Source organism: Sphingopyxis sp. GW247-27LB, from assembly GCF_002277025.1.
Taxonomy (GTDB): Bacteria; Pseudomonadota; Alphaproteobacteria; order Sphingomonadales; family Sphingomonadaceae; genus Sphingopyxis.
Genome location: NZ_NIWD01000002.1, coordinates 454,403 through 477,470, shown reverse-complemented (window position 1 = coordinate 477,470; position 23,068 = coordinate 454,403). Strand labels below are relative to the sequence as shown.

The 23,068-nt window shown below is 65.6% G+C and carries 26 protein-coding genes; 5 read left to right on the top strand and 21 right to left on the bottom strand.

Annotation, left to right across the window (positions count from 1 at the left end; genetic code table 11):
* Positions 1-45: 45 nt before the first annotated feature.
* Complete coding sequence (locus CD928_RS02330; RefSeq protein WP_095385173.1) at positions 46-864, bottom strand: hypothetical protein; 819 nt, start codon at positions 862-864, stop codon at positions 46-48.
* Between the two features lie 127 nt (positions 865-991).
* Between CD928_RS02330 and lipB the strand changes: the two genes are divergently transcribed.
* Together lipB and CD928_RS02320 are read left to right on the top strand one after the other, a co-directional pair.
* Positions 992-1,645, top strand: a complete 654-nt coding sequence (lipB, locus tag CD928_RS02325) for a lipoyl(octanoyl) transferase LipB (RefSeq protein WP_095384321.1) — start codon at positions 992-994, stop codon at positions 1,643-1,645.
* Between the two features lie 9 nt (positions 1,646-1,654).
* On the top strand, positions 1,655-2,002 hold the full coding sequence (locus CD928_RS02320; protein ID WP_095384318.1) for a hypothetical protein: 348 nt from the start codon (positions 1,655-1,657) through the stop codon (positions 2,000-2,002).
* Between the two features lie 3 nt (positions 2,003-2,005).
* Here CD928_RS02320 and queE read toward each other — a convergent pair whose 3' ends face one another.
* The 10 genes from queE to CD928_RS02270 form a co-directional block, all read right to left on the bottom strand.
* Positions 2,006-2,638: a 7-carboxy-7-deazaguanine synthase gene (queE, locus tag CD928_RS02315; protein WP_095384315.1), complete on the bottom strand. Its 633-nt coding sequence runs from the start codon at positions 2,636-2,638 to the stop codon at positions 2,006-2,008.
* A 3-nt stretch (positions 2,639-2,641) separates the two neighbouring features.
* On the bottom strand, positions 2,642-3,334 hold the full coding sequence (gene queC, locus CD928_RS02310) for a 7-cyano-7-deazaguanine synthase QueC (protein ID WP_095385171.1): 693 nt from the start codon (positions 3,332-3,334) through the stop codon (positions 2,642-2,644).
* Between the two features lie 186 nt (positions 3,335-3,520).
* The gene (locus CD928_RS02305) at positions 3,521-3,940 is read right to left on the bottom strand and encodes a hypothetical protein (protein ID WP_095384312.1); all 420 of its coding nucleotides are present in this window, start codon (positions 3,938-3,940) and stop codon (positions 3,521-3,523) included.
* A gap of 141 nt (positions 3,941-4,081) precedes the next feature.
* Positions 4,082-4,996, bottom strand: coding sequence for an Hsp33 family molecular chaperone HslO (locus CD928_RS02300; protein ID WP_095384310.1), 915 nt, complete (start codon positions 4,994-4,996; stop codon positions 4,082-4,084).
* Positions 4,993-5,919: an ornithine carbamoyltransferase gene (gene argF / locus CD928_RS02295; RefSeq protein WP_095385168.1), complete on the bottom strand. Its 927-nt coding sequence runs from the start codon at positions 5,917-5,919 to the stop codon at positions 4,993-4,995. Before argF ends, CD928_RS02300 begins: the two co-directional genes overlap by 4 nt.
* Positions 5,916-7,103 carry an aspartate aminotransferase family protein gene (locus CD928_RS02290; RefSeq protein WP_095384308.1) on the bottom strand — a complete coding sequence of 396 codons (1,188 nt, stop codon included), beginning with the start codon at positions 7,101-7,103 and terminating at the stop codon, positions 5,916-5,918. The genes argF and CD928_RS02290 overlap by 4 nt, the downstream gene beginning before the upstream one ends.
* A 171-nt stretch (positions 7,104-7,274) precedes the next feature.
* The gene (locus tag CD928_RS02285; RefSeq protein ID WP_095384305.1) at positions 7,275-8,015 is read right to left on the bottom strand and encodes a hypothetical protein; all 741 of its coding nucleotides are present in this window, start codon (positions 8,013-8,015) and stop codon (positions 7,275-7,277) included.
* A complete protein-coding gene (locus CD928_RS02280; protein WP_095384302.1) occupies positions 8,015-10,600 on the bottom strand; it encodes a TonB-dependent receptor in 2,586 nt (861 codons plus the stop codon). The genes CD928_RS02285 and CD928_RS02280 overlap by 1 nt, the downstream gene beginning before the upstream one ends.
* Before the next feature lie 121 nt (positions 10,601-10,721).
* Positions 10,722-11,708: an LLM class flavin-dependent oxidoreductase gene (locus CD928_RS02275; protein WP_095385165.1), complete on the bottom strand. Its 987-nt coding sequence runs from the start codon at positions 11,706-11,708 to the stop codon at positions 10,722-10,724.
* Positions 11,709-11,845: 137 nt separating this feature from the next.
* Positions 11,846-12,307 (bottom strand): Lrp/AsnC family transcriptional regulator, encoded by a 462-nt coding sequence (locus tag CD928_RS02270; protein ID WP_255247017.1) that lies wholly within the window; start codon positions 12,305-12,307, stop codon positions 11,846-11,848.
* 64 nt (positions 12,308-12,371) lie between these two features.
* Here CD928_RS02270 and CD928_RS02265 point away from each other — a divergent pair, with 64 nt between their 5' ends.
* Both CD928_RS02265 and CD928_RS02260 read left to right on the top strand, forming a co-directional pair.
* On the top strand, positions 12,372-12,962 hold the full coding sequence (locus CD928_RS02265) for a LysE family translocator (protein WP_095385162.1): 591 nt from the start codon (positions 12,372-12,374) through the stop codon (positions 12,960-12,962).
* 67 nt (positions 12,963-13,029) lie between these two features.
* Positions 13,030-14,046, top strand: a complete 1,017-nt coding sequence (locus CD928_RS02260) for an aldo/keto reductase (RefSeq protein ID WP_095384296.1) — start codon at positions 13,030-13,032, stop codon at positions 14,044-14,046.
* A gap of 1 nt (position 14,047) precedes the next feature.
* Here CD928_RS02260 and CD928_RS02255 read toward each other — a convergent pair whose 3' ends face one another.
* From CD928_RS02255 to CD928_RS02220, 9 genes are all read right to left on the bottom strand, one after another.
* Positions 14,048-14,614, bottom strand: coding sequence for a hypothetical protein (locus tag CD928_RS02255; protein ID WP_095384293.1), 567 nt, complete (start codon positions 14,612-14,614; stop codon positions 14,048-14,050).
* Between the two features lie 26 nt (positions 14,615-14,640).
* Positions 14,641-15,510, bottom strand: a complete 870-nt coding sequence (locus CD928_RS02250; RefSeq protein ID WP_095384291.1) for a dienelactone hydrolase family protein — start codon at positions 15,508-15,510, stop codon at positions 14,641-14,643.
* A 315-nt stretch (positions 15,511-15,825) separates the two neighbouring features.
* Positions 15,826-16,485, bottom strand: coding sequence for an HAD family phosphatase (locus tag CD928_RS02245; RefSeq protein WP_176473412.1), 660 nt, complete (start codon positions 16,483-16,485; stop codon positions 15,826-15,828).
* 4 nt (positions 16,486-16,489) lie between these two features.
* Complete coding sequence (locus tag CD928_RS02240) at positions 16,490-16,903, bottom strand: GFA family protein (protein ID WP_095384285.1); 414 nt, start codon at positions 16,901-16,903, stop codon at positions 16,490-16,492.
* 68 nt (positions 16,904-16,971) lie between these two features.
* Positions 16,972-17,952, bottom strand: a complete 981-nt coding sequence (locus tag CD928_RS22900) for a hypothetical protein (protein ID WP_141237063.1) — start codon at positions 17,950-17,952, stop codon at positions 16,972-16,974.
* Between the two features lie 5 nt (positions 17,953-17,957).
* The gene (glmS, locus tag CD928_RS02235) at positions 17,958-19,781 is read right to left on the bottom strand and encodes a glutamine--fructose-6-phosphate transaminase (isomerizing) (RefSeq protein WP_095384283.1); all 1,824 of its coding nucleotides are present in this window, start codon (positions 19,779-19,781) and stop codon (positions 17,958-17,960) included.
* Between the two features lie 17 nt (positions 19,782-19,798).
* Positions 19,799-20,167, bottom strand: coding sequence for a PIN domain-containing protein (locus CD928_RS02230; protein ID WP_095384280.1), 369 nt, complete (start codon positions 20,165-20,167; stop codon positions 19,799-19,801).
* Positions 20,164-20,394, bottom strand: a complete 231-nt coding sequence (locus CD928_RS02225; protein ID WP_255247016.1) for a ribbon-helix-helix domain-containing protein — start codon at positions 20,392-20,394, stop codon at positions 20,164-20,166. The genes CD928_RS02230 and CD928_RS02225 overlap by 4 nt, the downstream gene beginning before the upstream one ends.
* Before the next feature lie 37 nt (positions 20,395-20,431).
* Positions 20,432-20,749, bottom strand: a complete 318-nt coding sequence (locus CD928_RS02220) for a hypothetical protein (RefSeq protein WP_095384277.1) — start codon at positions 20,747-20,749, stop codon at positions 20,432-20,434.
* Between the two features lie 167 nt (positions 20,750-20,916).
* Here CD928_RS02220 and CD928_RS02215 point away from each other — a divergent pair, with 167 nt between their 5' ends.
* Entirely contained in the window at positions 20,917-21,654 is a 738-nt protein-coding gene (locus tag CD928_RS02215; RefSeq protein ID WP_141237062.1) for a tetratricopeptide repeat protein, read from the top strand.
* Positions 21,655-21,702: 48 nt separating this feature from the next.
* Here the strand turns inward: CD928_RS02215 and glmU are convergent, their stop codons facing one another.
* Positions 21,703-23,064, bottom strand: coding sequence for a bifunctional UDP-N-acetylglucosamine diphosphorylase/glucosamine-1-phosphate N-acetyltransferase GlmU (glmU, locus tag CD928_RS02210; protein WP_255247015.1), 1,362 nt, complete (start codon positions 23,062-23,064; stop codon positions 21,703-21,705).
* Positions 23,065-23,068 lie beyond the last annotated feature (4 nt).

Here is a 23,068-nt window from a genome sequence, read left to right as displayed (position 1 = left end):
TTCCCCGTTGCTAGATATGTTGCGACAAACGACCCCAGTTCTGAATTATCCGAAAATCTCCCCGCTTTCCCGGATCGCGAGTTGGCGGTATGTCGCCGCCACGATCGCCAAGGTGACCATGCCGCTGACCGCGGCCACTCCGCCCTCGACCAGCCCGATCAGGATGCGCCCCGCATCGCTGCCCGTGCCGACGATGGCGGCGACGATGCCGCCCAAAATCGCGGCGATGATCAGGATCACCAGCGTGACCAGAAACAGGAACAGGAAGATCCGCCAGCCATTGCCCTTCGTCAGCGCCCAGGCCTCGCGGATCGCCGCGAACGGGTTGTGAAGCGCGCGGTCGGCGATCACGGCGGAGATCGTCGACAGACGACCCCAGAAATAGGCGGAGAGCCCGAGGAAAATCAGCAGCCCGACCACCAGCAGGAGGACACCGGCGCCCCCGCGGCCGGCGGCGATACCCGGCGCGAAGAGTATCAGGACCGCGAGCACGAGCGCCACGAACAGGATCAACTGGACCGCAATGACCGTCGGCGCCATTTTAGCCGCAAACGTCAGCGCCTCGCCGACGCTCACGCCCGTCCGAGACAGCCAGAGCCGCAGGATGCCAACCCCGCCGATTGCGGCGATCAGCGCGACCAGCAGCTGATAGGGAAGACCCTGACGCACATTGGCACCCATCGCCGCCATGATCTGGTCGAAGGTTGCGCCTGCGGCGGGTTCGATCGGCGTCGGCCCGAACCAGCTTACCGCCAGCGTCGGCAGGAAAAAGAATACCGCGGCGATCGCCCAGGTCAGGCCGCTGTACGATCGCAGGAGGGTCATGCTGTCCTCCCAGGCTGCGCCCATGTCGAATTTCGGCATCAATATCCCGTCTTTGTCAGGCCCCTCGTTCATGGAGACTGACGCCCCGGCTCTCCCTTGTCCAGCCTCGTTAACGATTTAAGCCGCCCCCTTGCGCTCGGCCTCCGACGCGGGCAGGAGGCGCGCGATGACCCGCCTGCCGTCAACCGAATGGAGCGTTTCGCCCGGTCTCACCGACTATCCCGCCGCGCTGGCCGACATGGAGGCGCGCGCCGCGGCCATCCACGCGGGCGGGGTCGGCGAGCGCATCTGGCTGCTCGAGCATCCGCCGCTCTACACCGCGGGGACGAGCGCCGATCCCGCCGAGCTGCTCGACCCGCGTTTTCCCGTCTATGATGCCGGTCGCGGTGGGCGCTATACCTATCACGGCCCCGGCCAGCGCGTCGGCTATGTCCAGCTCGACCTCAGCCATCGCGGCCGCGACGTCCGCGCCTATGTCTCGGCGCTCGAAGGCTGGGTGATCGATGCCCTCGCCGCGCTCGGCGTCGCGGCGCGGCGGGCCGAGGGGCGCATCGGCATCTGGACCGACGACCCGCAGGGCCGCGAGGCGAAGATCGGCGCGATCGGCGTGCGCGTACGGCGCTGGGTGACGCTGCACGGCTTCTCGCTCAACATCGCGCCCGACCTCACTCATTTCGGCGGGATCGTGCCGTGCGGGATCGCCGAATTCCCTGTGACCAGCCTCGCCGCATTGGGGAAGCAGGCGGGTTTCGCCGAGGTCGATGCCGCGCTGGCGGCGGCCCTTCCCGCCTTTCTCGACAAGCTTTCGCCGAGCGATTAGGAGGGGCGCATGACCCGTCTTCTCCTGTCCTCCGCCCTCCTCCTGTCGCTCGCGGCCTGCGGAGGCGGCGATTCGGGCGGCTCGTCGACGACGAAGCTCGACGCGGTCGAGGTTCAGCCCGGCACGATCAGCGATTCGATGATCATCCTCGACGATTCGAGCATCGACGGCACCGCGGTCGACAACAGCGTGCCCGACGATGGCAGCGCCAAGAAGACCGAGAAGAAGGACGAGGACACGGCCGACGACGCTGCCACGGATGATGCGGGCGAAACGGAAAATCCCGACGCCGTCGCCGCCCCGGCAGCCAAGAAGGCGGTGACCACAGCCCCCGCCCCCAAAGCTTCGACCGAATAAAGCTTAACGCAACCCCAGGCTCTTGTGCGTCTGGAGCGACAGGCGCCAGCGCGGGTCGGCCATCACCAGATCGATGCAAGCGCGAACATTGGCGGCCGCGTTCGGGTCGTCGAGCGGCTGGACCAGATGATGCGCGAAATCGAGCGTCGCGAAGCGCTCCACATCGCTGCCCGGCTGCGGCCAGACGAGTTTCAATTCGTCGCCGCTCGTCTGAACGAGTTCGCTGCCCGCCTTGGGACTGACACAGATCCAATCGATGCTGCGCGGCACCGCGAGCGTGCCGTTGGTCTCGATCGCGATGGTGAAACCGCGCTCGTGGAGCGCCGCGATCAGCGCGTCGTCGACCTGGAGCATCGGCTCGCCGCCGGTCAGCACGACGTAACGGTCATCGCTCCCCGCGCCCCATGCCCCGGCAATGCGATCGGCGAGCGCTGCCGCATCGGCATATTTGCCGCCAAGCGTCCCGTCGGTGCCGACGAAATCGGTGTCGCAGAAGCGGCAGACCGCCTTCGCGCGGTCCTGCTCGCGCCCCGTCCACAAATTGCAGCCGGCAAAGCGGCAAAAGACCGCGCGGCGGCCCGCCTGCGCGCCCTCCCCCTGCAGGGTCAGGAAAATCTCTTTGACAGCGTAGGCCATGATTCAGGCGTAGCGCGTCGGGTCGGTCAGCCCGGCGTCGGCGAAACCCTTGCTGCGCAGCCGGCAGCTATCGCAATGGCCGCAATGCAGCCCTTCGGGCGTCGGGTCGTAGCACGACCAGCTCATCCCGGCGTCCATGCCCAGCCGGGCCGCCTCGGCGGCGATATCGGCCTTGGTCATGTGCTGGAGCGGAGCGTGAATATGAAAATCGACGCCCTTGTCGCCGTCACGCGTCGCGAGGCGCGCGAGCGCCTCGAAGCTCGCGATGAATTCGGGGCGGCAATCGGGATAGCCCGAATAGTCGAGCGCATTGACCCCGATCACGATGTCCTGCGCGCGCCGCGCCTCGGCGAGGCCGAGCGTGAGCGACAGGAAGATGAGGTTGCGCGCGGGCACATAGGTGACCGGAACGTCGCTCGCTTCGCCGATCGGGCCGTCCTTCGGGACGTCGATGTCGGCGGTCAGCGCCGAGCCGCCGAAGCGGCGAAGGTCGAGCGGGAGCACGATATGCTCGGCCGCGCCGACATAGTCGGCGATGTGCGCGGCCGATTCGAGTTCGACGCGGTGGCGCTGGTTGTAATCGACCGTCAGCGCGACGATCCGCGCCCCCGCCTCGCGCGCAAGGCCGGCGCAGACCATCGAGTCGAGCCCGCCCGAGAGAAGGACGATGACCGTTTTTCCGTGCATGTCGTGCATCGGCGCCCGATACGCCCGCCCATGCAGCCGTGCAAGGCCCGCGCTGCGCCGCACCAAGAAAATGGGCCGCGCGGCGGTGCCGGCGGCCCAGTTCGGCATGAAGCCGTAGGGAGAAGGACGCACATCGGTGCGTCATTCATCCCCGATAGCGCGGGATGGTTAATATCGGGTTATCGCCGGAGTGGATCAGCCACCCGTGCACGCCGCGACGCGGCGTGCCTCGATCGCCTGCGAGAAAGGCTTGCCGTTCGCGATCCCCTGCGTGTCGATCTGCACCAGCCGGTTGGTTTCCGAACGGATCGTCGTACGGCCATGCCCGGCGCCGGGGCAGGTGTAATGCACCGTCACCGAATTCGGCTTGTCCTCGATCACATAGCGCGAGCAGCCGCTGCGCGGATGATAGACCTGGATCATCCGCCGCGCGTCGCCAAGGCACATCGATTGCAGAACGTCGGACTTGCCGCGCTCGCTGAGCTGCCAGCGGCCTTTTTCGAGCCGATCGAGCATCGCGAGCGAAGGCGCCTGCGCCGGAACCGCCGCCGTGCTGGCCAGCGCCAAAGTCGCGCTCGCCAAAGTCCATCGCAAGAAATGAGAGAAGATCGCCATGTCCACCTATCCACCTGGCCACCCACAACCGGGCAAGAGTGCGACCCCGTTCGCAAGGAGATAGCGATCCGGTCGCGGCCTTTCAACCGCCCGGCCCTCGATGACCCCGCTTCACCGATGGGGAACGCCGTCCCGGGGCGCTCAGTCCTCCGCGCCGATCTCGCCGAGCGGAATGGGGAAGACGCGCGAGCAAAAGGCGCAGTCGACCTGGACCAGCCCCTGTTCGTCCGCCATTTCGCGGCGCTCGCTTTCGGGGAATTGGGCGAGCACGCCGGCGAAATAGCCGGTGCTGCACCGGCAGCCGCGCGATATGGTGACGCCGGGCGCGACGCGCACCTCATCCTCGTGGAACAGGCGCCATGCGAGCGTTTCGAGCGAGGTCGCCGGGTCGGTCAGCTCGTCGGGCTTCAACGTCTCGGCGATCGTCCGCGCATGCTCCCATTCGGGAAGATCGTGGCGGACGTGCAGCCGATCGCGGCCGACCTCGCCCTCCGGTAGATGCTGGAGCAGCAGCCCGCCGGCGACACAGCCCGCCTCGGCATCATGGCGCGCCGCGAGCTTGATCAGGCTCGAAATCTGCTCGGACTGCTCGAAATAATGTTCGGCGGCGTCGCCGATCGACGCGCCTTCGAGCGGGACGATCCCCTGATAGCGCTCGCCCGTTGTCGCCTGGTCGAAGGTGATCGCGAGGAACCCTTCGCCGAACAGCGCGAACAGCGTCGGTTCCGGGCCGATCTCGGCGAGCCGCTCGGCGTCGAACTTCAGATAGCCGCGAAGCTCGCCGCCGCGATAGTCGCAGACGAGCAGTTCGACCGGCCCGCCGCCGGTCTGCGCCTGCAGCGTGAGCTGACCCTTTTCGTCCTTGAGCGTCGAGCCGAGCAGAACGGTGAGGACGAGCGCTTCGGCCAGCAGCTTTTCCGCGACCGGCGGATAGCTGTGCGCCGCGATGATCGTGCGCAGCGCCGGTCCCAGCCGCACCAGTCGTCCGCGAACATGACGTTCGGCAATGGTAAAGAGCAGCGGCTGGTCGAACCAGGTCTCGACGGAGTCGCTCACAGTTTTTCCAGCGCCCAGAGGAGGACGGATTTTTGAGCATGGACGCGGTTTTCAGCTTCGTCCCAGACGCGCGACTGCGATCCGTCGATCACCGCGTCGACGACCTCCTCGCCGCGATGCGCGGGCAGGCAGTGAAGGAAGAGCGCATCGCTCTTCGCGGCGCCCATCAGCCGCTCGTCGACCTGGAACGGCGCCATCGCCGCGAGCTTGTTGTGGGCATGGTCCTGCCCCATCGACACCCAGGTATCGGTGACGACGACGTCGGCGCCCGCCGCCGCCTCACGCGCGTCGCGCACGACGTCGATCCGCGCACCCTTCGCGCGCGCCGCCTCGACGAAGGCCGGGTCGGGGTCATAGCCCTGCGGGCATCCCGCGCGGACGTTGAAGCCGAACAGCCCCGCCGCCTCGATCAGCGAGGCGAGTACGTTATTTCCGTCGCCGAGCCACGCGAGCTCTAGCCCGGGCAACGCCTTGCCGCTTTCGACCAGCGTCAGCAGGTCGGCGACGATCTGGCACGGATGCGACAGGTCGGTCAGACCGTTGATCACCGGCACGCTTGCATGCGCGGCCAGTTCCTCGATCTTGGCATGATCGTCGGTGCGGATCATGATCGCGTCGACATAGCGCGACAGGACGCGCGCGGTGTCGGCGATCGTCTCGCCGCGGCCGAGCTGGGTGGTCCCCGCGTCGAGGACCATCGCGCTGCCGCCCAGCTGGCGCATCGCCATGTCGAACGAGGCGCGGGTGCGGGTCGAATTCTTCTCGAACACCATCGCCAGCACATGGTCCGCGAGCGGCTTGTCGGCGTCGGGCCGGCCCTTGGGCCAGCCCGCGCGCGCCGCCTTGCGGTCGATCGCGTCGGTCAGCATCGCCGCGACGGCATCGCCGCCGGCGTCCGACAGGTTCAGGAAATGCCGCATCAGGCTTCCGGCGGCGTATAGCTCGCCGCGCCCGCCGACAGCTTTTCGATGCACTCGTCGATATGGCCCTGCCCGATGTTGAGCGGCGGCAGGATGCGGACGACATTGTCGCCCGCCGCCACCGTCAGCAGCCCGTGATTGTCGCGTAGATGCGCGACGAAGGCGCGGCTGTCGGACTTGAGCTTGACCCCCAGCATCAGCCCCATGCCGCGCACGCTGTCGAACAGATGGTCATGATTGGGGATAAGCTGTTCGAGCGCGCCGCGCAGCCGCTCGCCGGTCGCCTTGACCTGGTCGAGGAAGCCTTCCTCGAGGATCACGTCGAACACCGCTTGCCCCGCCGCCATCGCCAGCGGATTGCCGCCATAGGTGGATCCATGAGTGCCGATCACCATGCCGCGCGCCGCTTTTTCGGTCGCGAGGCACGCGCCCATCGGAAAGCCGCCGCCGATGCCCTTGGCGCTCGCCATGATGTCGGGGGCGATGCCATATTGCTCATGGGCGTAGAGGGTTCCCGTGCGCGCGACGCCGCACTGCACCTCGTCGAAGATCAGCATCAGGTCGCGCTTGTCGCAGATGTCGCGCAGCGCCTGCAGGAAGGGCTGCGAGGCGGGGCGGATGCCGCCCTCACCCTGCACCGGTTCGACGAGGAAGCCGGCGGTGTTGTCGTCGACCAGGTCGAGCGCGGCGTTGACGTCGTCGAACGGCGCGTAAGCGAAGCCGGGCAGCAGCGGGTCGAAACCCTTGCGCAGCTTTTCCTGGTTGGTCGCCGAGATCGTCCCGAGCGTACGGCCATGGAAGGCGTTGTTGAAGGTGATCAGAACATGCTTTTCGGCATTGCCCGCGCTCGAATGATAGGCGCGCGCGGTCTTGATCGCGCATTCGACCGCCTCGGCGCCCGAATTGGTGAAGAAGACCGTATCGGCGAATGTGTTCTCGACGAGCCGCGCGGCAAAAGCCTCGCCCTGCGGGCTGCCGTAGAGGTTCGAGACGTGCATCAGCGTCGCCGCCTGATCCTGGATCGCCTTCGTCAGGTGCGGATTCCCGTGGCCGAGCAGGTTGACCGCGATGCCGCTCGCGAAGTCCAGATAGCGCTCGCCTCGCTCGCCGATCAGATAGGCGCCTTCGCCGCGCACCGGACGCACTGCGCACCGGGGGTAAACGGGCATCAGCGGCGTGATCGACATGGCACAGCACCTTTCCAGACAGGTAAAGTAAAAAGGCGACCCCATGCGGGCCGCCCGATTGGCGCCGTCCCTATACTGCCGCGGCCGGAGGCGCGTCAACACGGGCGGCGCGCGTGCCCGGCAGCCCGTTTCGCTCGCCCTGTTGGGCGGCGAGACGAGAGCCAAAAATCCTCAAGGTGCTGGAATAGGCGTCGCGCGAACCTCCTTCTTCCGCCGGTCGATCGTCCACAAGAGCCGCGGCTCGACGGGGTCCCAGTCGATCGCCTGCCCCTCGGTCGGCACCGGCAGCGTCGCGACGAGATCGAGCGTCGCGCCCGCCTCCGGCAGCTTCAGCGCGTAGATTTCAGGGCGGTCGTGGCCGCTCGCATAGATCAGTCCGTCGCTTCCCCAGGCAAGGCCCGAGCAGCTTTTCGGGGCAAAGCGCGCGAGCAGTTCGGCGGGGAAAAGCCAGGATTCGAGCGGCCGGAACGATGCGTCCATTCGCACCAGCGTCGTGAAGCGATGGTCGCGGCCCGGCTCGCCGCCGCGGTCGTCGTAATTGGCGAACACCGCCCACCAGCTGCCCTTGTGCCAGTCCATCGCGGTCAGCGAACCGTACATGCGGCCGAGGCTGACGCTGCGAACATGCTTCAGCGTTCTCGTGTCGAAGATCTCGACCGTGCTCGCCATCGGCACCGCGGGATAGTTGGAGGCCGCACAGACGAGTTGCGGCTTCACCACCGCGCAGCTGTTCATGTGCGGAAACAGCCTGGCATCGCCCTCCCAGCGCGCCACGCGCTCGCCCGTCGCCTTGTCATATTTGCCGATCGCATTGTTATCGATCGCATAGACGTGTCGCGCGTCCGCCGCGACGCCCTGATCGGCCTCGGGCGCGGCGATGGTCGCGAGCGTCAGCAGCGCGGCGGCGAGCATCAGAAGCGCACCGACGCGCCGGCGTAGAAGGTCCGCCCATAGCGCTCGTTCTGGATGATCCAGTCGCGCCGATTGCCCTGATACTGGCGCGTCGGCTCGTCGGTCAGATTCTGCGCCTCGACGAACAGCTTGATCGCATCGGTCAGCGCGAACGACGCCTTGGCATCGAGCCGGCGCAGGTCGTCGTTATACTGGTCGCCCGCTGCGTCGGCGCCGAGCGCGATCAGCGCGCGGCCGGTGTTGTGATAGGCGACCGAGGCCTCGATCGGACCCTTTTGATAGAAGAGCTGCGCGCCATAGAGCAGCCCCGACTGTTCGGGGAAGGCCGCGGGGTCGGCTCGGCCGGGCACCTTCAGCTTGGAATCGATCAGCGCCATGTTCGCCTCGACCCCGAAACCCGACAGGAAGCCGGGAAGGAAGTCGAACTGCTGGCGATAAGCGAGTTCGAGCCCGATCAGGTCAGCGCTGGTGCCGTTCGCCTTTTGCGAGAAGCTGAGCACCGCATAGTCGCGCCCGCCATAGCTGGCATCGAGCACGAAATAGCTCTGCGTATAGACGGGGTTCTTGATGAACTTCGCGAACACCCCAACCGAAAGCAAACCGCCCTTGGCGAAATACCATTCGGCCGAAGCGTCGAGCGCGTCGGCGACATAGGGCTTGAGGTTCGGGTTGCCGAGCGACACCGAGCCGTCGAACGTGCCGTCGTCATTCTGCTCGTAAGCGATCTCGCCGCCGGGCGTCAGGTCCGAATAGTTCGGACGGCCGACACTGCGCGTATAAGCGAAGCGGAAGACCGTTTCCTCATTGGGCCGGATACGGACGACCAGGCTGGGCAGCCAGTTCGTATATTTATGCTTCGCGGTGACCGGAACAACATCGCTCTCATTTTCGAGCTGGAAGCCCTTGATCGTCAGGTCGGTCTGCTCGACGCGCAGCCCCGGCGTCACGGTGATCGTGCCGAAATCGAGGTTCGCCATCGCGTAGCCCGCGGCGATCTTTTCCGACAGGTCGAGATCGCTCAGCGTCGCATTGGCGATCGACGAGGTCTCGTCGAGGACGAAATAGGCGGCGTTAGCGGGATCAGCGGTGAAGGCATCGATCCGTTCGGCGTCGATCACCGGGGTGATCAGATAGTCGTGCCCGCCGCCGACACGCGAGATCACGTCGGCGCCCGAGAGATCGAACTGGCCGAGCGTGAAGCGCGTCGCGGCGTTGCCGCCGCGCGAAAAGACGGTGTTGTTCGAATCGAAATCCTTGTCGGTCGCGCGATATTTGCCGCCGACCTTCAGCCAGCTCTCGTCCCCAAAGGTGAGCCGGCGCGTCACGTCGAGCCGCCCGGTCCAGATATACTCGTCGCCGCTCTCGTCCTGCACCGTATATTGGCGAAAGCCCGCCGCGTCGGCGGACAGCGGCGCGCGCGGCGCGGCGCTGAACAATTTGTCGCTGAAATCGAAATCGACGGTGCCGGGATTGCCGCGGAACTGCCAGAGCTGGTTGGGCTCGACCACCTTGTTGTGCGAGCGCGCGAGGCCGTAGTCGAACGTCCAGTCGTCGGTTTCGGTCGTGCCGCCGACCATCCCGACGAGCACCGACTTTTCCTTATATTCGAGGCGAAGATCCGACCGCTGCTCGGTCGCGGTCGAAACGCCGCTCACACCGTCGGGGTTGAGCGTGACCGTCCCGGCCTCGCGCTGCGCGGCGGTCGCGAAGTCGAGGCGGAAGCGCTGGCGATATTCGTTCTCGGTGAACTTGCTGTAGAGCCCGCGCGCCCACAGGTGCGTCGTGTCGCTCGCTCGCCAGTCGAACGACGCGACCCCGCCGATCCGCTCACGCTCGAGCTGGTAATCGGTATATTTGATGTTGGTCGGCATCCCGCCGCGCGCCGCGCCGGGGAACGGCGACCAGTCGTCGGGAAAGATGCCGAAGCTCTGGAAATCGCGTTTCGAATAGCTGCCGCCGATCAGGACGCCGAACTGCTCGTCGGCGCCGAAACGCCCGCCGATGCTCGCGTCGCCGCGGATCGGTGTCTTTTCGTTGAGCGTCTGATAGCCGACTTGCGCATTGGCCGACAGGACGAAGGGTTCGGCGAAGTCGAAGGCGGTTTGCGTGACGAGGTTGATCGTGCCGCCGATCCCCTGCCCGTCGAGATCGGCGGTCTTCGCCTTGGTCACCTCGACGCGGTTGAGAAGCTGCCCCGACACGACGTCGAGCGGCAGACGGCGGGTATTGCCGTCCGGGTTGCCGAGTTCGAAGCCGTTGACGGTGTAATTGTTGAGGTCGGAAGGGATGCCGCGGATCGCGACATAGCGCCCCTCGCCCTGGTCATATTGCACCCCGACGCCGGGCAGCCGCTCGATCACTTCGGCGACGTTGCGGTCGGGGAGCTGGCCGATCTCGTCCGCCGCCGCGACGTCGACGATCCCGATCGCGTCGCGCTTGATCTCGATCGCGCGCTCCTGTTGCGCACGCTGGCCGCTGACGACGATCGCATCGCCTTCGTCGGCCGCCGCCTCCTGCGCATAGGCCTGATGGGAAGCGGCCAGCACCAGAAGGCTGGCACCGGCGAGACGGATGGCGATGGACATGGAAGCGACCCCTTTTTGGAACGACGCGCCGCGCCTAGGCAGGCAGCGCGTCGATTCGAGGACGCTCCGATGACCTTTCGATTATGTTTCGATGACTCCGATCGTCATATTTCTTGACGGTTCAGAGGCCCCGCGCCGCCTCCATCGCCAAGGCGACCGAATGTTTGCGCGCCTCATGATCGTACATCGACGACGCCACGATCACTTCGTCGACGCCGGTGCGCGCGACGAAGGCCTTGAGGCCCGCCGCGACATCGTCGACGGTACCGACCGCCGAACATTGCAGCACATGATCGAGGATCGCGCGCGCATTGGGCGGCAGGCCGTCCTTATAGCCTTCGAGCGGCGGCTTCATCTTGCCCGGATTGCCGGTGCGCAGCGCGACGAACGCCTGCTGCTGCGACGATGCGAGCAGCTCGGCCTCTTCGCGCGTGTCGGCGGCGAAGACGTTGAACGCCGCGGCGGCATAAGGCTCTGACAGCTGCGCCGAAGCCTTGAACTGGCGGCGGTAGATATCGAGCGCCTCGTCGAGCGCATCGGGCGCAAAATGGCTCGCGAAGGCATAGGGCAGCCCGAGCATTGCCGCGAGCTGCGCGCCGAACAGGCTCGATCCCAGGATCCACAGCGGCACCTGGCTTCCCTCCCCCGGCACCGCGCGGATGCCGAGCCGCTCGTCGCCGGCAAGGAAGGCCTGCAGTTCGACGACATCCTGCGGGAATTGCCGCTCGTCGCTCGCGAAGTTGCGGCGTAGCGCCTGCGCGACGCGCTGGTCCGAGCCGGGCGCGCGGCCCAGCCCCAGGTCTATCCGGCCGGGGAACAGCGCCTCGAGCGTGCCGAACTGTTCGGCGATCACCATCGGCGCATGGTTGGGCAGCATGATCCCGCCGGCGCCGATGCGGATGCTCTGCGTCGCATGGCCGATATGCGCGAGCACGACCGAGGTCGCGGCGCTGGCGATGCCCGCCATGCCGTGATGCTCCGCCACCCAATAGCGATGATAGCCAAGCGCCTCGGCATGGCGCGCGAGATCGGCGGCGTTGGCGAGCGATTGGGCGATCGTCCCGCTGTCGGTGACGGGGACGAGGTCGAGGAAGGAAAGTTTCGGCATGCAACCGATATGCGGTGTCATTACCGCTGGTTCAACCTCCCCTCGTCATTGCGAGGAGCGCAGCGACGAAGCAATCTCCATCTGCCGGCCTCGCCTAACGATAGCGGGAGATTGCTTCGCTTCGCTCGCAATGACAGTCAGCCCCGCTCGTCCTTCGGCGAATCCATCAGCACATAGGTGGTGATCGCGTTCACCTGCGGCAGCACGCCCAGCACCTCGGTATGGAAATGCTTGTAGGCGGCCAGGTCGGCGGCCTCGACGCGCAGCAGATATTCGATCGAGCCGGTAACATTGTGACACTCGCGCACTTCGGGGGCTTCGGCGATCGCAGCCTCGAAACCCGCCTGCGCGTCCTTGGTATGGCGCGACAGGCCCACCGTGACATAGGCGATGAAGGTCGTCCCCGTTCGCGCCGGATCGATGCGCGCGCGATAACCCCTGATCACTCCGCTGCGTTCGAGCTCCTGCACACGGCGCAGGCAGGCCGAGGGCGACAGCCCGACGCGCTCGGCAAGGTCGAGGTTGGAGATTCGCCCCTCGCGGGACAGCTCGCGCAATATCTTGCGGCCTATGGCGTCGATCTCATTCATAGATTGCATATAATACCCGAATGACAGCTAACTTTGCAATCACTTGCCGCCGATGACGAATTATATTGCGCGCATGGAACAGACCACCCTCGCCGCGCTCTCCGCCTTCGCGCTCGTCACCTCGATCACGCCGGGACCGAACAACATGATGCTGATGGCGTCGGGCGCCAATTTCGGCCTGCGCCGCACCGTACCGCACGCGCTCGGCGTCGGCATCGGCTTCACGCTGATGATCGTGCTCGTCGGCGTGGGGCTGATGGAGCTGTTCGACCTTTTCCCCGTCCTGAACCTGATTCTGAAGGTGGTGAGCGTCGTTTATCTCCTGTGGCTGGCGTGGAAGATCGCCAACGCCGCGGCGCCCGACACCGAAGGCGGCGCGCGGGGCAAGCCGATGAGCTTCGTCCAGGCGATGCTGTTCCAGTGGGTGAATCCCAAGGCCTGGTCGATGGCGCTGACCGCGATCGCCCTCTACGCCCCCGACCGCAATCTCGCCGCGGTCGCGCTGGTCGCGGCCGTGTTCGGCGTCATCAACCTGCCCTCGACCAGCCTGTGGGCGGTGATGGGCCAGGCGCTGCGCGGCTGGCTGTCGAGTCCGGCGCGGCTGCGCGTCTTCAACTGGACGATGGCTGCGCTGCTCGTCGGATCGCTCGCGCTGCTCATCTGATTGCAAGGTCGCGGCGCGCCACCTATGCACGGCGCTCCCCTCCCCGCCCGACCGGAGATCAGAGCCCATGAAGAGCCGCCGCCTTGGCCGAAGCGCCATCCATGTGTCCGACATCTGCATGGGAACGATGACCTTCGGCAGCCAGGCCGACGAAGCAACCGCGTTTCGCGTCCTCGACCGCTGCTTCGAGGCCGGAATCAATTTCTACGACACGGCCGAGGGCTATCCGGTGCCGCCCGATATCAAATGGGTCGGGCGCACCGAGGAGATCGTCGGCCGCTGGCTCAAGACCAAGAACCGCGACGCGATCATCCTCGCGACCAAGGTGTCGGGACCGAGCCATGTCTGGTTCAAGTCACCATGCCGGGGTGGCACGACCGCGCTCGACCGCCACCATATCCGCACCGCGGTCGAGGCGAGCCTGACGCGCCTCCAGACCGACTATATCGACCTTTATCAGACCCACTGGCCCGACCATGACGCGCCCTATGACGCGATGATGGAGGCGCTCGACGAACTGGTGGGCGAGGGCAAGGTCCGCATCCTCGGCTGCTCGAACGAGGCGAGTTGGGGACTGATGAAGGCGCTCGGTGCATCGGAACGGCTCGGCCTGGCGCGCTACGAGACGATCCAGAATAATTTCAGCCTCAACAACCGCCGTTTCGAGGACGAGCTGGCGCAGGTCAGCCGGCAGGAGGGCGTCAGTCTGATCCCCTATTCGCCGCTCGCCGGCGGGGTGCTGTCGGGCAAATATCAGGACGGCGCCATGCCCGAGGGCGCGCGCTTCTCGCGCTATCTGCGGATGGAGGGGCGGCAGGCCGCGATGGGACGCCGCTTCGTCAACGACAAGTCGCTCGCCGCGACGGCGCGCTATCTGGCGATCGCCGCCGAGGCGGGACTGCATCCGGTGACGATGGCGATCGCCTGGTCGAAACAGCACGACTTCGTCGCCTCGACGATCGTCGGGGTCAGCGCCGACAACCAACTGGACCCGATCCTCGATGCGATCGACCTGGTGCTCGGCGAGGATGTGATGAAGGCGCTGAACCAGGTCGGCAAGGATATCCTCTACCCGATGGGGTGAGCTAGCCAACCCGCTCCAGCGTCGGCCATTCGAGCGCCAGCGCCTCGCCGGCCCGCAGCGCCCGCCATGCCGCCGACAGCGCGTCGAACATGTCGAACACCCGCGGCGCGGCCGCGTCGAGGCGTGCCCTTTCGTCCGCGCTCAGCGATGCGCGCACCCGTTCGGCCTCGCCCAGCGCCGCCCGCTGCGTTGCGCTGTCCGGGCGTGACCGGCGGCGCCACTCGACGTCGAACAGGAAGGCCGCGAGTTCGGAGAGTTCGCCCTCGCGGCCCTGATCCCTCGCCAGCCGCTGTCCCTTGGCCGCCTGTTTGCGCACCGCGCGGCGATGCTCTTTCGCATCGCGCGCCCCGTCCGCCGCCTCGATCCGGAAGCCGCCGGCGTTGCCACCCGCCGCGATCTGCCCGAACACGCCCGTCTTCAGCCCCAACACGCCCTCGGCGACGAAATGCACCATGTCGTGCGGCAGGTCGGCGTCGAACCCCGGCGCCGGATCCATGACCAGCGGCGGCGCATTGCCGCGCTCGACCCGCACGCTGTAGCGGCGCTCGCCCGACCTGATGAAATCCACCCTCATCGCATCGAAGGACGGAGGCGTCAGAGCGCCGCCTTGAACAGCACCTGCATCCGGCCCCACGCCTTTTCGGCCGCCGCCTCATTATAGGCGCGACCGTCCGGCGGGCACCAGCCGTGGAGCGCGCCCTTGTAGACCTCGACCTCGTGCCATTCGGGACGCGGGTCGAGCACCGCCTTCAGCCGGGTCTTTTCCTCGGGATTTTCCTGGTCGTCATTGTCGGCGATCGCGAACAGAAAGCCCGCCTTGGTCTGGGGGATCAGGAGGTGGGGGCTGTCGGGCTTGTCGGTGCCGATGCTCGCGCCGTGGAAGCTCGCCGCCGCCTTCACCCGCTCGGGGCTGAGCGCGGCGGTGTAGATGACCATCGGCCCGCCCATGCAATAGCCCGCGGTGCCAATGCCCTTTGCGCTATCGACCTCCTTCTGCGCATCGAGGAAGGCGAGATGCGCGGTCGCGTCGGTCGTCACCGCCGCCTTGTCGAGCCGCTTCAGATAGCCGAACAGCGTCTCGCGCACCGCGGGGTCGTCGAAATCATGGCCCGCATAGACCACCGGCGATTTCGCCCAGCGATAGAAGGGGTTGACGCACAGCACCGCATAGCCCTCGCCCGCCAGCCGGTCGGCCATCTGGCGAAAGGCGGGGCGCAGGCCGCGAATGTCGGGCCAGATCAGCACTCCGGGGTGCCTGCCTTCGCCCGGCGCGACGAAATAGGCGTCGCAGGTGCCGTCGGCGGTGGCGATCGAAACGTCGCGCCCGCTCACCGCGCCGGCCGCACAGGCGGCGGCGGGCAGCATCGACGCGAGCGCCCCGGCCCCGACGAGGGCGCCGAACTCGCGCCGCCGGACGGGAAGCCCGGCGCGGTCGAGGTCGGCTTCGGTGATGTCATTGCACATGGTCTCTCTCCTTCGGGCCTTTCATCGAAAGGCGCGGAAAACTGGGCAACTTCACTCGCAATTCGCATCGCGCAGCGGCTGCACAGCGGCTCCACCGGTCTAGGCCTGATAGGGTAGGCTAACCCGCCCATGCTTTGTAGGACAGCGGTTTTTCATCCCGGGCGCGTTGCCAAGGAAGCTCAGGTGCAGCGGCCCTCGCCCCGTCTTCGTCATCCCGGGCTTGACCCGGGATCCGCCTTTTCCTTCAAGGCAGGCAGACCCCGGATCAAGTCCGGGGTGACGACCGGATCAAGTCCGGGGTGACGAATAGTGGAGTCAAGCGGCGACAACGATCTCGTCGAAACGGTGCGCAACATTGTGCACCCCGACCGCGCGCAGCACTGCGCCATGCGCTGCGCGGTCGGCGATGTGCCCCGCGCCGCAAAAACCCACCACCGTCATCCCCGCCGCGAGCGCGGCCTGTGCACCGGTCGGCGAATCCTCGATCGCGAGGCATGTCGCCGGATCGACCTCTAGCCCCTTCGCAGCGGCGAGATAGATGTCGGGATGCGGCTTGCCGCGGTCCCAGCCGTCGGCGCTGTAGACATGGCGCCCGAAATGATGCGCGAGGCCGAAGCGATCCAGCGACATCGCGATATAGGCGGGGCTGCTCGACGAGGCGACCGCGCGCGGCCGGTCGCCCAATGACGCGAGAAACTCGGGCGCGCCGGGCACCGGCCCGAACCCCTCGGCGAAGCGCGCCCGCGCGCGTTCGCGGTGACGCTCCCGGAAATCGGCGGGAAGCGCACGGCCGAAGCGCGCCTCGATCCGCCGCTGCGTCTCCTGCCAATTATGCCCGTAATAGTCGCGCAAGCAGTCGTCGTAGCTCGTCGGCAGCCCGATCGCGGTCAGGCTTTCGGCGAGCGTCTGGTTCGCCCGCACCTCGCTGTCGGCGATGACGCCGTCGAAGTCGAAGATGATCGCGGCTGGGGTCATCGGATCAGGGCATGACCCCGGACTCGCGCGCATAGTCCCACGATCCCTCGCCCGACCAGTGGCGTCCGTCGGGAAAGCTCAGCTTCAAACCGCTGAGCTGCGACGGGGCGAACAGGCGCATGTTGACGCCCATCAGATCGACCTCGCCGCCCATCCGCTCGATCAGCCCCTCGGTCGCCGACCAGTGGGTCGAACAACCGCAGGTCGGGCAAAAATGCAGGTCCGAATTGGGGTTCGGCCGGTCGGCGCGATTATAGGTCCGTGTCTCGCCCTCGATCACCACATCGCGCGGCGAATAATAGGCCCAGAGGATTCCGTGCGAAAAGCAGAGCGAGCAATTGCATTCGACGATCTCTTCAGGTGCCTTGGCGAGGCGAATCGAGACGGCGCCGCAATGGCAGGTGGTATTCCAATCCATCAGAATTCGATATCGTCCCTAATGCTCTCTGGAGCCCATCACGGCAAAGACCTGTTCCAGAGATAGCCTCAGTTCAAGGGACCTTGTCCCAGAACCGCGAGAATACGGTTGAGCAAACGATCTCGGAGCTGCGCTGGGTCAGCCCAGACGATGTGATTAAATTGCCGGGTATCAAAGTGGACGTGCTCGATTAAATCCTCTCGGCAAGTCCAGATAACCGGTTTTCCTAGCGCCAATGCAAATCCTGCTTCAAAGTATACGCCTCCGCGCGGAGAAGCTGGTTGGGAAGTGAAATCGGCGACTAGAAAACGAGATCGTCGTATCTCTGCTATTATCTCGTCGTCGATTTTGTTGACGTGCTCTTTCCGATCGATCCTCATAGGACGGTATCCGGCCGAGCGAACAGCAGTTTCGATGCCGAGTTCGTATGGCTCAAGCATCGAGTTATCAAACCACATCGCTACAAAAGCTTGCTCATGCTCGCCATTTGAGCCTGCTGGAGACACCTCGTCGTACCCCTTTGCCATGACCGTGATTTTCGGGATAGGTTGATCGTCAGCTAACCGAACGGCACCGCGCTCTTGGAGAATATCAAGAAGGAAGATGACCTCATCGGTTTCTACCGAGCCGCTCCACGCGAAAAGCTCAGCAGCCCCAGGGCCCAGCTTTCGCCCAATGTAAAAGAAGGTATCGTTGGATTGGGTATCGACGACTGAGAAATGATCAAGAATCTCTCCGAGATGCTTCGATCTTTTGACCAAAAATCTCAAAAGCCAAACCGATCGATCTGTTACCTTCAATTGGGTCGAAGCCAATGCTTCGATGGTGCCGGTTGAAATTTCTGGTATTGACGAAATATAGTTGTGTCTAACAATCTCAAAAGAGACTTTGGCTCGCAAGGAATCATCAGAATTTTGAAGATTCATCTTCGCGCTGTGTGAGATAAAGAATTTCCCACCTGCCCTTGGCGAGTCCACGGCAATGCCATCCCTGCCTTCATATCCGGCAATTCGCTGCGCGGGCGTCCCCCAGATCGGACAGCTATTCATCAAGCTCATTCCACCGTCACCGACTTCGCCAAGTTGCGCGGCTGGTCGACGTCGGTGCCCTTCGCCACCGCGACATGATAGGCCAGAAGCTGTACCGGTACCGCATAGACGAGCGGCGCGATCAGCGGGTGGACCTTGGGCATCTCGATCGTCGCGAGGCAGCCTTCGCCGGCTTCGGCGAGACCCTCGGCGTCGCTGATCAGCACGACCTTGCCGCCGCGCGCGCGGACCTCCTGCATATTGCTCACCGTCTTTTCGAACAGTGGGCCCGAGGGCGCGAGGACGACGACCGGAACCGCCTCGTCGATCAGCGCTATGGGTCCGTGCTTCATTTCACCCGACGCATAACCTTCGGCGTGGATATAGCTGATTTCCTTGAGTTTCAATGCGCCTTCGAGGGCGAGCGGATAGTCGGGGCCGCGGCCGAGATAAAGGACGTCGCGCGCCGGGGCGACGAGGTGCGCCATCGCCGCGATATCCTCGTCGTGCGCGAGCGCCGCGTTGAGCGCCGCGGGCGCCTCGATCAGGTGGCGGACGATCTCGCGCTCCTGTTCCTCGCTGAGCTTGCCCTTCTTGAGCGCGAGGTGCGCGGCGAGCGCGGCGAGCACCGCAAGTTGGCAAGTGAAGGCCTTGGTCGAGGCGACGCCGATCTCGGGGCCCGCATGGGTGGGGAGCAGGAGGTCGGCCTCGCGCGCCATGCTGCTCGTAGGCACGTTGACGACGACCGCGATCGTCTGGCCGTGCGCCTTGCAATGGCGCAGCGCCGCGAGCGTGTCGGCGGTCTCGCCCGACTGCGAAATGAAGAGCGCGAGCCCGCCGGGTGCGAGCACCGGGTCGCGGTAGCGGAATTCCGACGCGACATCGATGTCGACGGGGACGCGCGCGAAGGTTTCGAACCAATATTTGGCGACCATGCCGGCGTAGAAGCTGGTGCCGCACGCGACGATCGTGATGCGGTCGATCTTGCTCAGGTCGAAATCCATCTGCGGCAGCGCGACCGTCTGTTCGAGCGGGCGGATGTAGGAGGAGAGCGTCTGCGCGACCACCGTCGGCTGCTCGAAGATCTCCTTTTGCATATAGTGGCGGTAATTGCCCTTCTCGATCGTCGCGGCGGAGACGCCACTTGTGGTAACTTCGCGCTCCACTGGATTGTTTTCATGATCGAAAATCTGCGCACCGTCGCGGCCGATGATCACCCAATCGCCTTCCTCCAGATAGGCGATCTTTTGCGTCAGCGGCGCCAGGGCCAGGGCATCCGACCCCAGATAGGTTTCGCCTTCGCCATAGCCGACGACGAGCGGCGATCCCAGCCGCGCGCCGATAAGCAGGTCGGGATGGCTGCGAAAGGCGATGGCGAGCGCGAAGGCGCCGCGCAGCTGCGGCAGCACCGCCTTCACCGCATCGGCGGGCGACTTGCCCGCCTCGACCTGTTCGGAGACGAGATGCGCGACGACCTCGGTATCGGTCTCGCTTTCGAAAACGCGCCCGCGGCCGGTGAGTGCTTCGCGCAGCGGCTTGAAATTCTCGATGATCCCGTTGTGGACGAGCGCGACCTCGCCCGTCGCGTGCGGGTGCGCGTTGTTGGTGGTCGGCGCGCCGTGCGTCGCCCAGCGCGTGTGCGCGATGCCGACGGTGCCGGGTGCGGGGTTGCCCGCGAGTTCCTTGACGAGATTGGCGAGCTTGCCCTCGGCACGGCGGCGGACGAGCTGGCCGCCCTCGACCGTGCACACGCCCGCCGAATCATAACCGCGATATTCCATCCGCTTGAGGCCGTCGACCAGACGATCCGCCACTTGGTCCTTGCCAATGATTCCGATAATTCCGCACATGGGGGTCTGGCTTTCTTTCAGAGCGTATAGGGAACGCGAATACCCGGCATCGCGGCCGGAAACACCTTGATATTGCGCGTAACGAGGATGCGGCCCGATATTTGCGCGGTAGCCAAGACAAAGGCGTCCGCCAGCGTCAAGCCCTTGCGCTCGGCCCTCAGCGCGGCGGCGCGCCGGGCCACCGCATCGCCGACCTCTTCGACCGCGAAGCAGCCAAGGAACGCCTCGACCGCCTTGACCGACGCGGGATCGGCGGCCGACATGACCTCGGTCCAGCTGATCCGGCTGACGCTCCGGCGGCCGGCGCGGCGAATCTCGCTGCGCGCGGCCTCGACGCCGTTCAAGGCGTCGATCAGGATGTCGCTGTCGAACTGCGCCTCGATCATTCGCGCTTGCCCCGCAGGCGACGCTGATACTTGAGCCCGTCGCCAATGTCGTCACGTGCGCGCCATATGCCGAAGGCATTGTCGATGGCATCGCCCGACACCTCGGCGCGATAGACCGCGATCGCACGGCGGACGAGCTCCGCACGCGACACGCCCTGACCGGCCGCGAGCGCGTCGAGCCACTGGACATCGTCGTCGGGAATATCGGCGAGGAATCGCATGAACATCCGATATCATATCATGATATCATTGCAAGTAAGCGTTTCAGTTCCGCCCGAAATTCCGGTCGACGAAGATCATCGCGAACTGCACCGGATCGGGCGCCTCGCCGTGGCCTTCCGCGAAGCGCGCCTTGCCGTCTTCCCATATCTTGCGAATCTGCCCGGGCAGCTCGGGCGGGAATTTCATCTGCCGCTCGACGATCTCGACCCAGCCGCCTTCCGCCGTGGCGAAGCTTTGCCGGAGCTGCGGCACCATCGCGTCGCAATAGGCGGCGGTCGCGGTGTCGAGATGGCCGATCGCGCGGAGCACATAGGCATCGACGAAGCGCAGGAAAGGCGTGTCGGTGTAGCGGTCGCTCAAATCATTTTCTCCAGCTTCATGGCCTTCGGCCTTCCCTCTTCCGTCCCGGCAGATCAGTCCCTGGACGATGCTCTCGAGGCAAATGCAAGGTTCGCAAACGCTTTCACGCTTTCAAAGTTGCCTCTGCGGCGCAGCGGCTTATGACATGCGTTCGGGGGAGAGTGACGATGTTTCGACCAGTTGCCATGATATTTGCCGCGACCCTAAGCCTTGTCGCGGTTCCCGCATCGGCGGACACGCAGGACGATGCCGACTCGATCGCCATCGGAGAAGCCATGGATGCCTTGCGTGCCAAGGACTTCGGCCAGACTGTTGCCAAGGCACAGGAGATCATCGGGCGCTTCGAGGCCGGGCGCAGCCCCGACACCGCCTATGTCTGCGCGTCGGGACCGGGCGATACGCTGACCCAGTTGATGAGCGCCGCGGCGGCTGCAAACGAGGGAAGCAGCAAAGAAACTGCGACGACCGTCGCTCTGTCGCCCAATATCTGCGACGCCTATTTCCTCAAGGGATTTGCGCTGATCGACCTTGGCCGCCGCGATGACGCGCTGCCCAATCTCGAGGCGGCGGTCGCGATGGATCCTGACAATAATCACTACGCCAATGAACTCGGCGAATGGTACAAGGCCGGGCGCCAATGGGAAAAGTCGCTCGAAATCTTCACCCGGGCGAGCGAGACGAACGATCTGTCGCTCGACTTCATGGAAGACAAGGCCGCGGTGCAGCGCATTCGCAACAACCGGCGTTGCCGATCCTATCGCGGCATCGCCTTCAACCAATCCGAACTGCGCCACTGGGACGAGGCCCGCGCCGCGCTCGACAAATGCCTGGCGATCGTGCCCGGCGACGAAGCCTCGCTGCAGGAACTGAACTATATAGCCGAACAGAGCGGCAAGGATCGCTGACGCGAAACCGGACCTGGCGACGCGGCGCCGGGATCGAATGCCGGGAGGCTATTTCGTCCCTTTCTCCGCCGCCTTCTTCTTGCGCATCGCGTCGTGGAAGCGGTCGGCCCAGCCGGGCTTGACGAGTTGCTCGCCGCGGACGAGGCGCAGTTCGCCGTCGGCGACGTCGCGGGTCACCGCGCTGCCCGCGCCGACGATCGCGTCGCGGCCGATCTTCACCGGCGCGACGAGCGCGCTGTTCGATCCGATGAAGGCGTTCTCGCCGATCACCGTCTGATATTTGAAATAGCCGTCGTAATTGCAGGTGATCGTCCCCGCGCCGATGTTCGCGCCCGCGCCGACGGTGGCGTCGCCCAGATAGGTCAGGTGGTTCGCTTTCGCGCCCTTGCCGAGCACCGCCTTCTTGGTCTCGACGAAATTGCCGATCTTCGCCTTTTCGCCCAGCACCGTGCCGGGGCGGAGGCGCGCGAAGGGGCCGACCTCGCACCCCGCGCCGATCGCCGCGCCTTCGATATGGCTGTTGGCGCGGATCCGCACGCCGTCGGCGACGCTGACTCCGGGACCGAAGAAGACGTTGGGTTCGATCAGCACGTCGCGGCCGAGCTGAGTATCCCAGGCGAACCAGACGGTATCGGGCGCGATCAGGCTGGCGCCGCCCGCCATCGCCGCCGCGCGTCGCCGCGCCTGCCACGCGCCCTCCATCGCCGCGAGCTCGGCGCGGCTGTTGATGCCTGTGACGTCGAACGGATCGGTCGTGACCACCGCGCAGGGCCGCCCGTCGGCGTTGGCGATGTTGACGATATCGACGAGGTAATATTCCTTCGCCGCATTGTCGTCGGTGACGCGCGCGAGCAGCGCGAACAAATCCGTCGCCTTCGCGGCCATCAGCCCCGAATTGCAGAGCTTGACCGCGCGTTCGGCCTCGGTCGCATCCTTATATTCGACCATCTTCGTCACGCGATCGGCTTCGGTGATCACGCGGCCATAATGCTGGGCGTCGGCGGGCTCGAAGGCGAGCACGACGACCGCGGGCGCATCGGGCGCGTTCAGCCGGTCGATCATCGCCCGCATCGTCGCTGTGGGCACGAACGGCACGTCGCCGTAAAGGATCAGCACATCGCCGTCGAAGCCCGCGAGCGCCGCTTCGGCCTGCTGCACCGCATGGCCGGTGCCGAGCTGCGGCTCCTGCACCGCGAGGCTCGCGCTGCCGCCCAGCGCCGCCTCGATCTGATCGGCCTTGTCGCCGACGACCACGACCTTCTTTGCGGGGTTCAGCGCGTCGACGCTCGCCATCAGGTGCATCAGCATCGGCCGGCTGGCGATGGGATGCAGCACCTTGTGCAGGTCGGATTTCATGCGCGTGCCCTTGCCCGCGGCAAGGATGATGGCGGCGATCGGTCGGTTGCTCATGCGC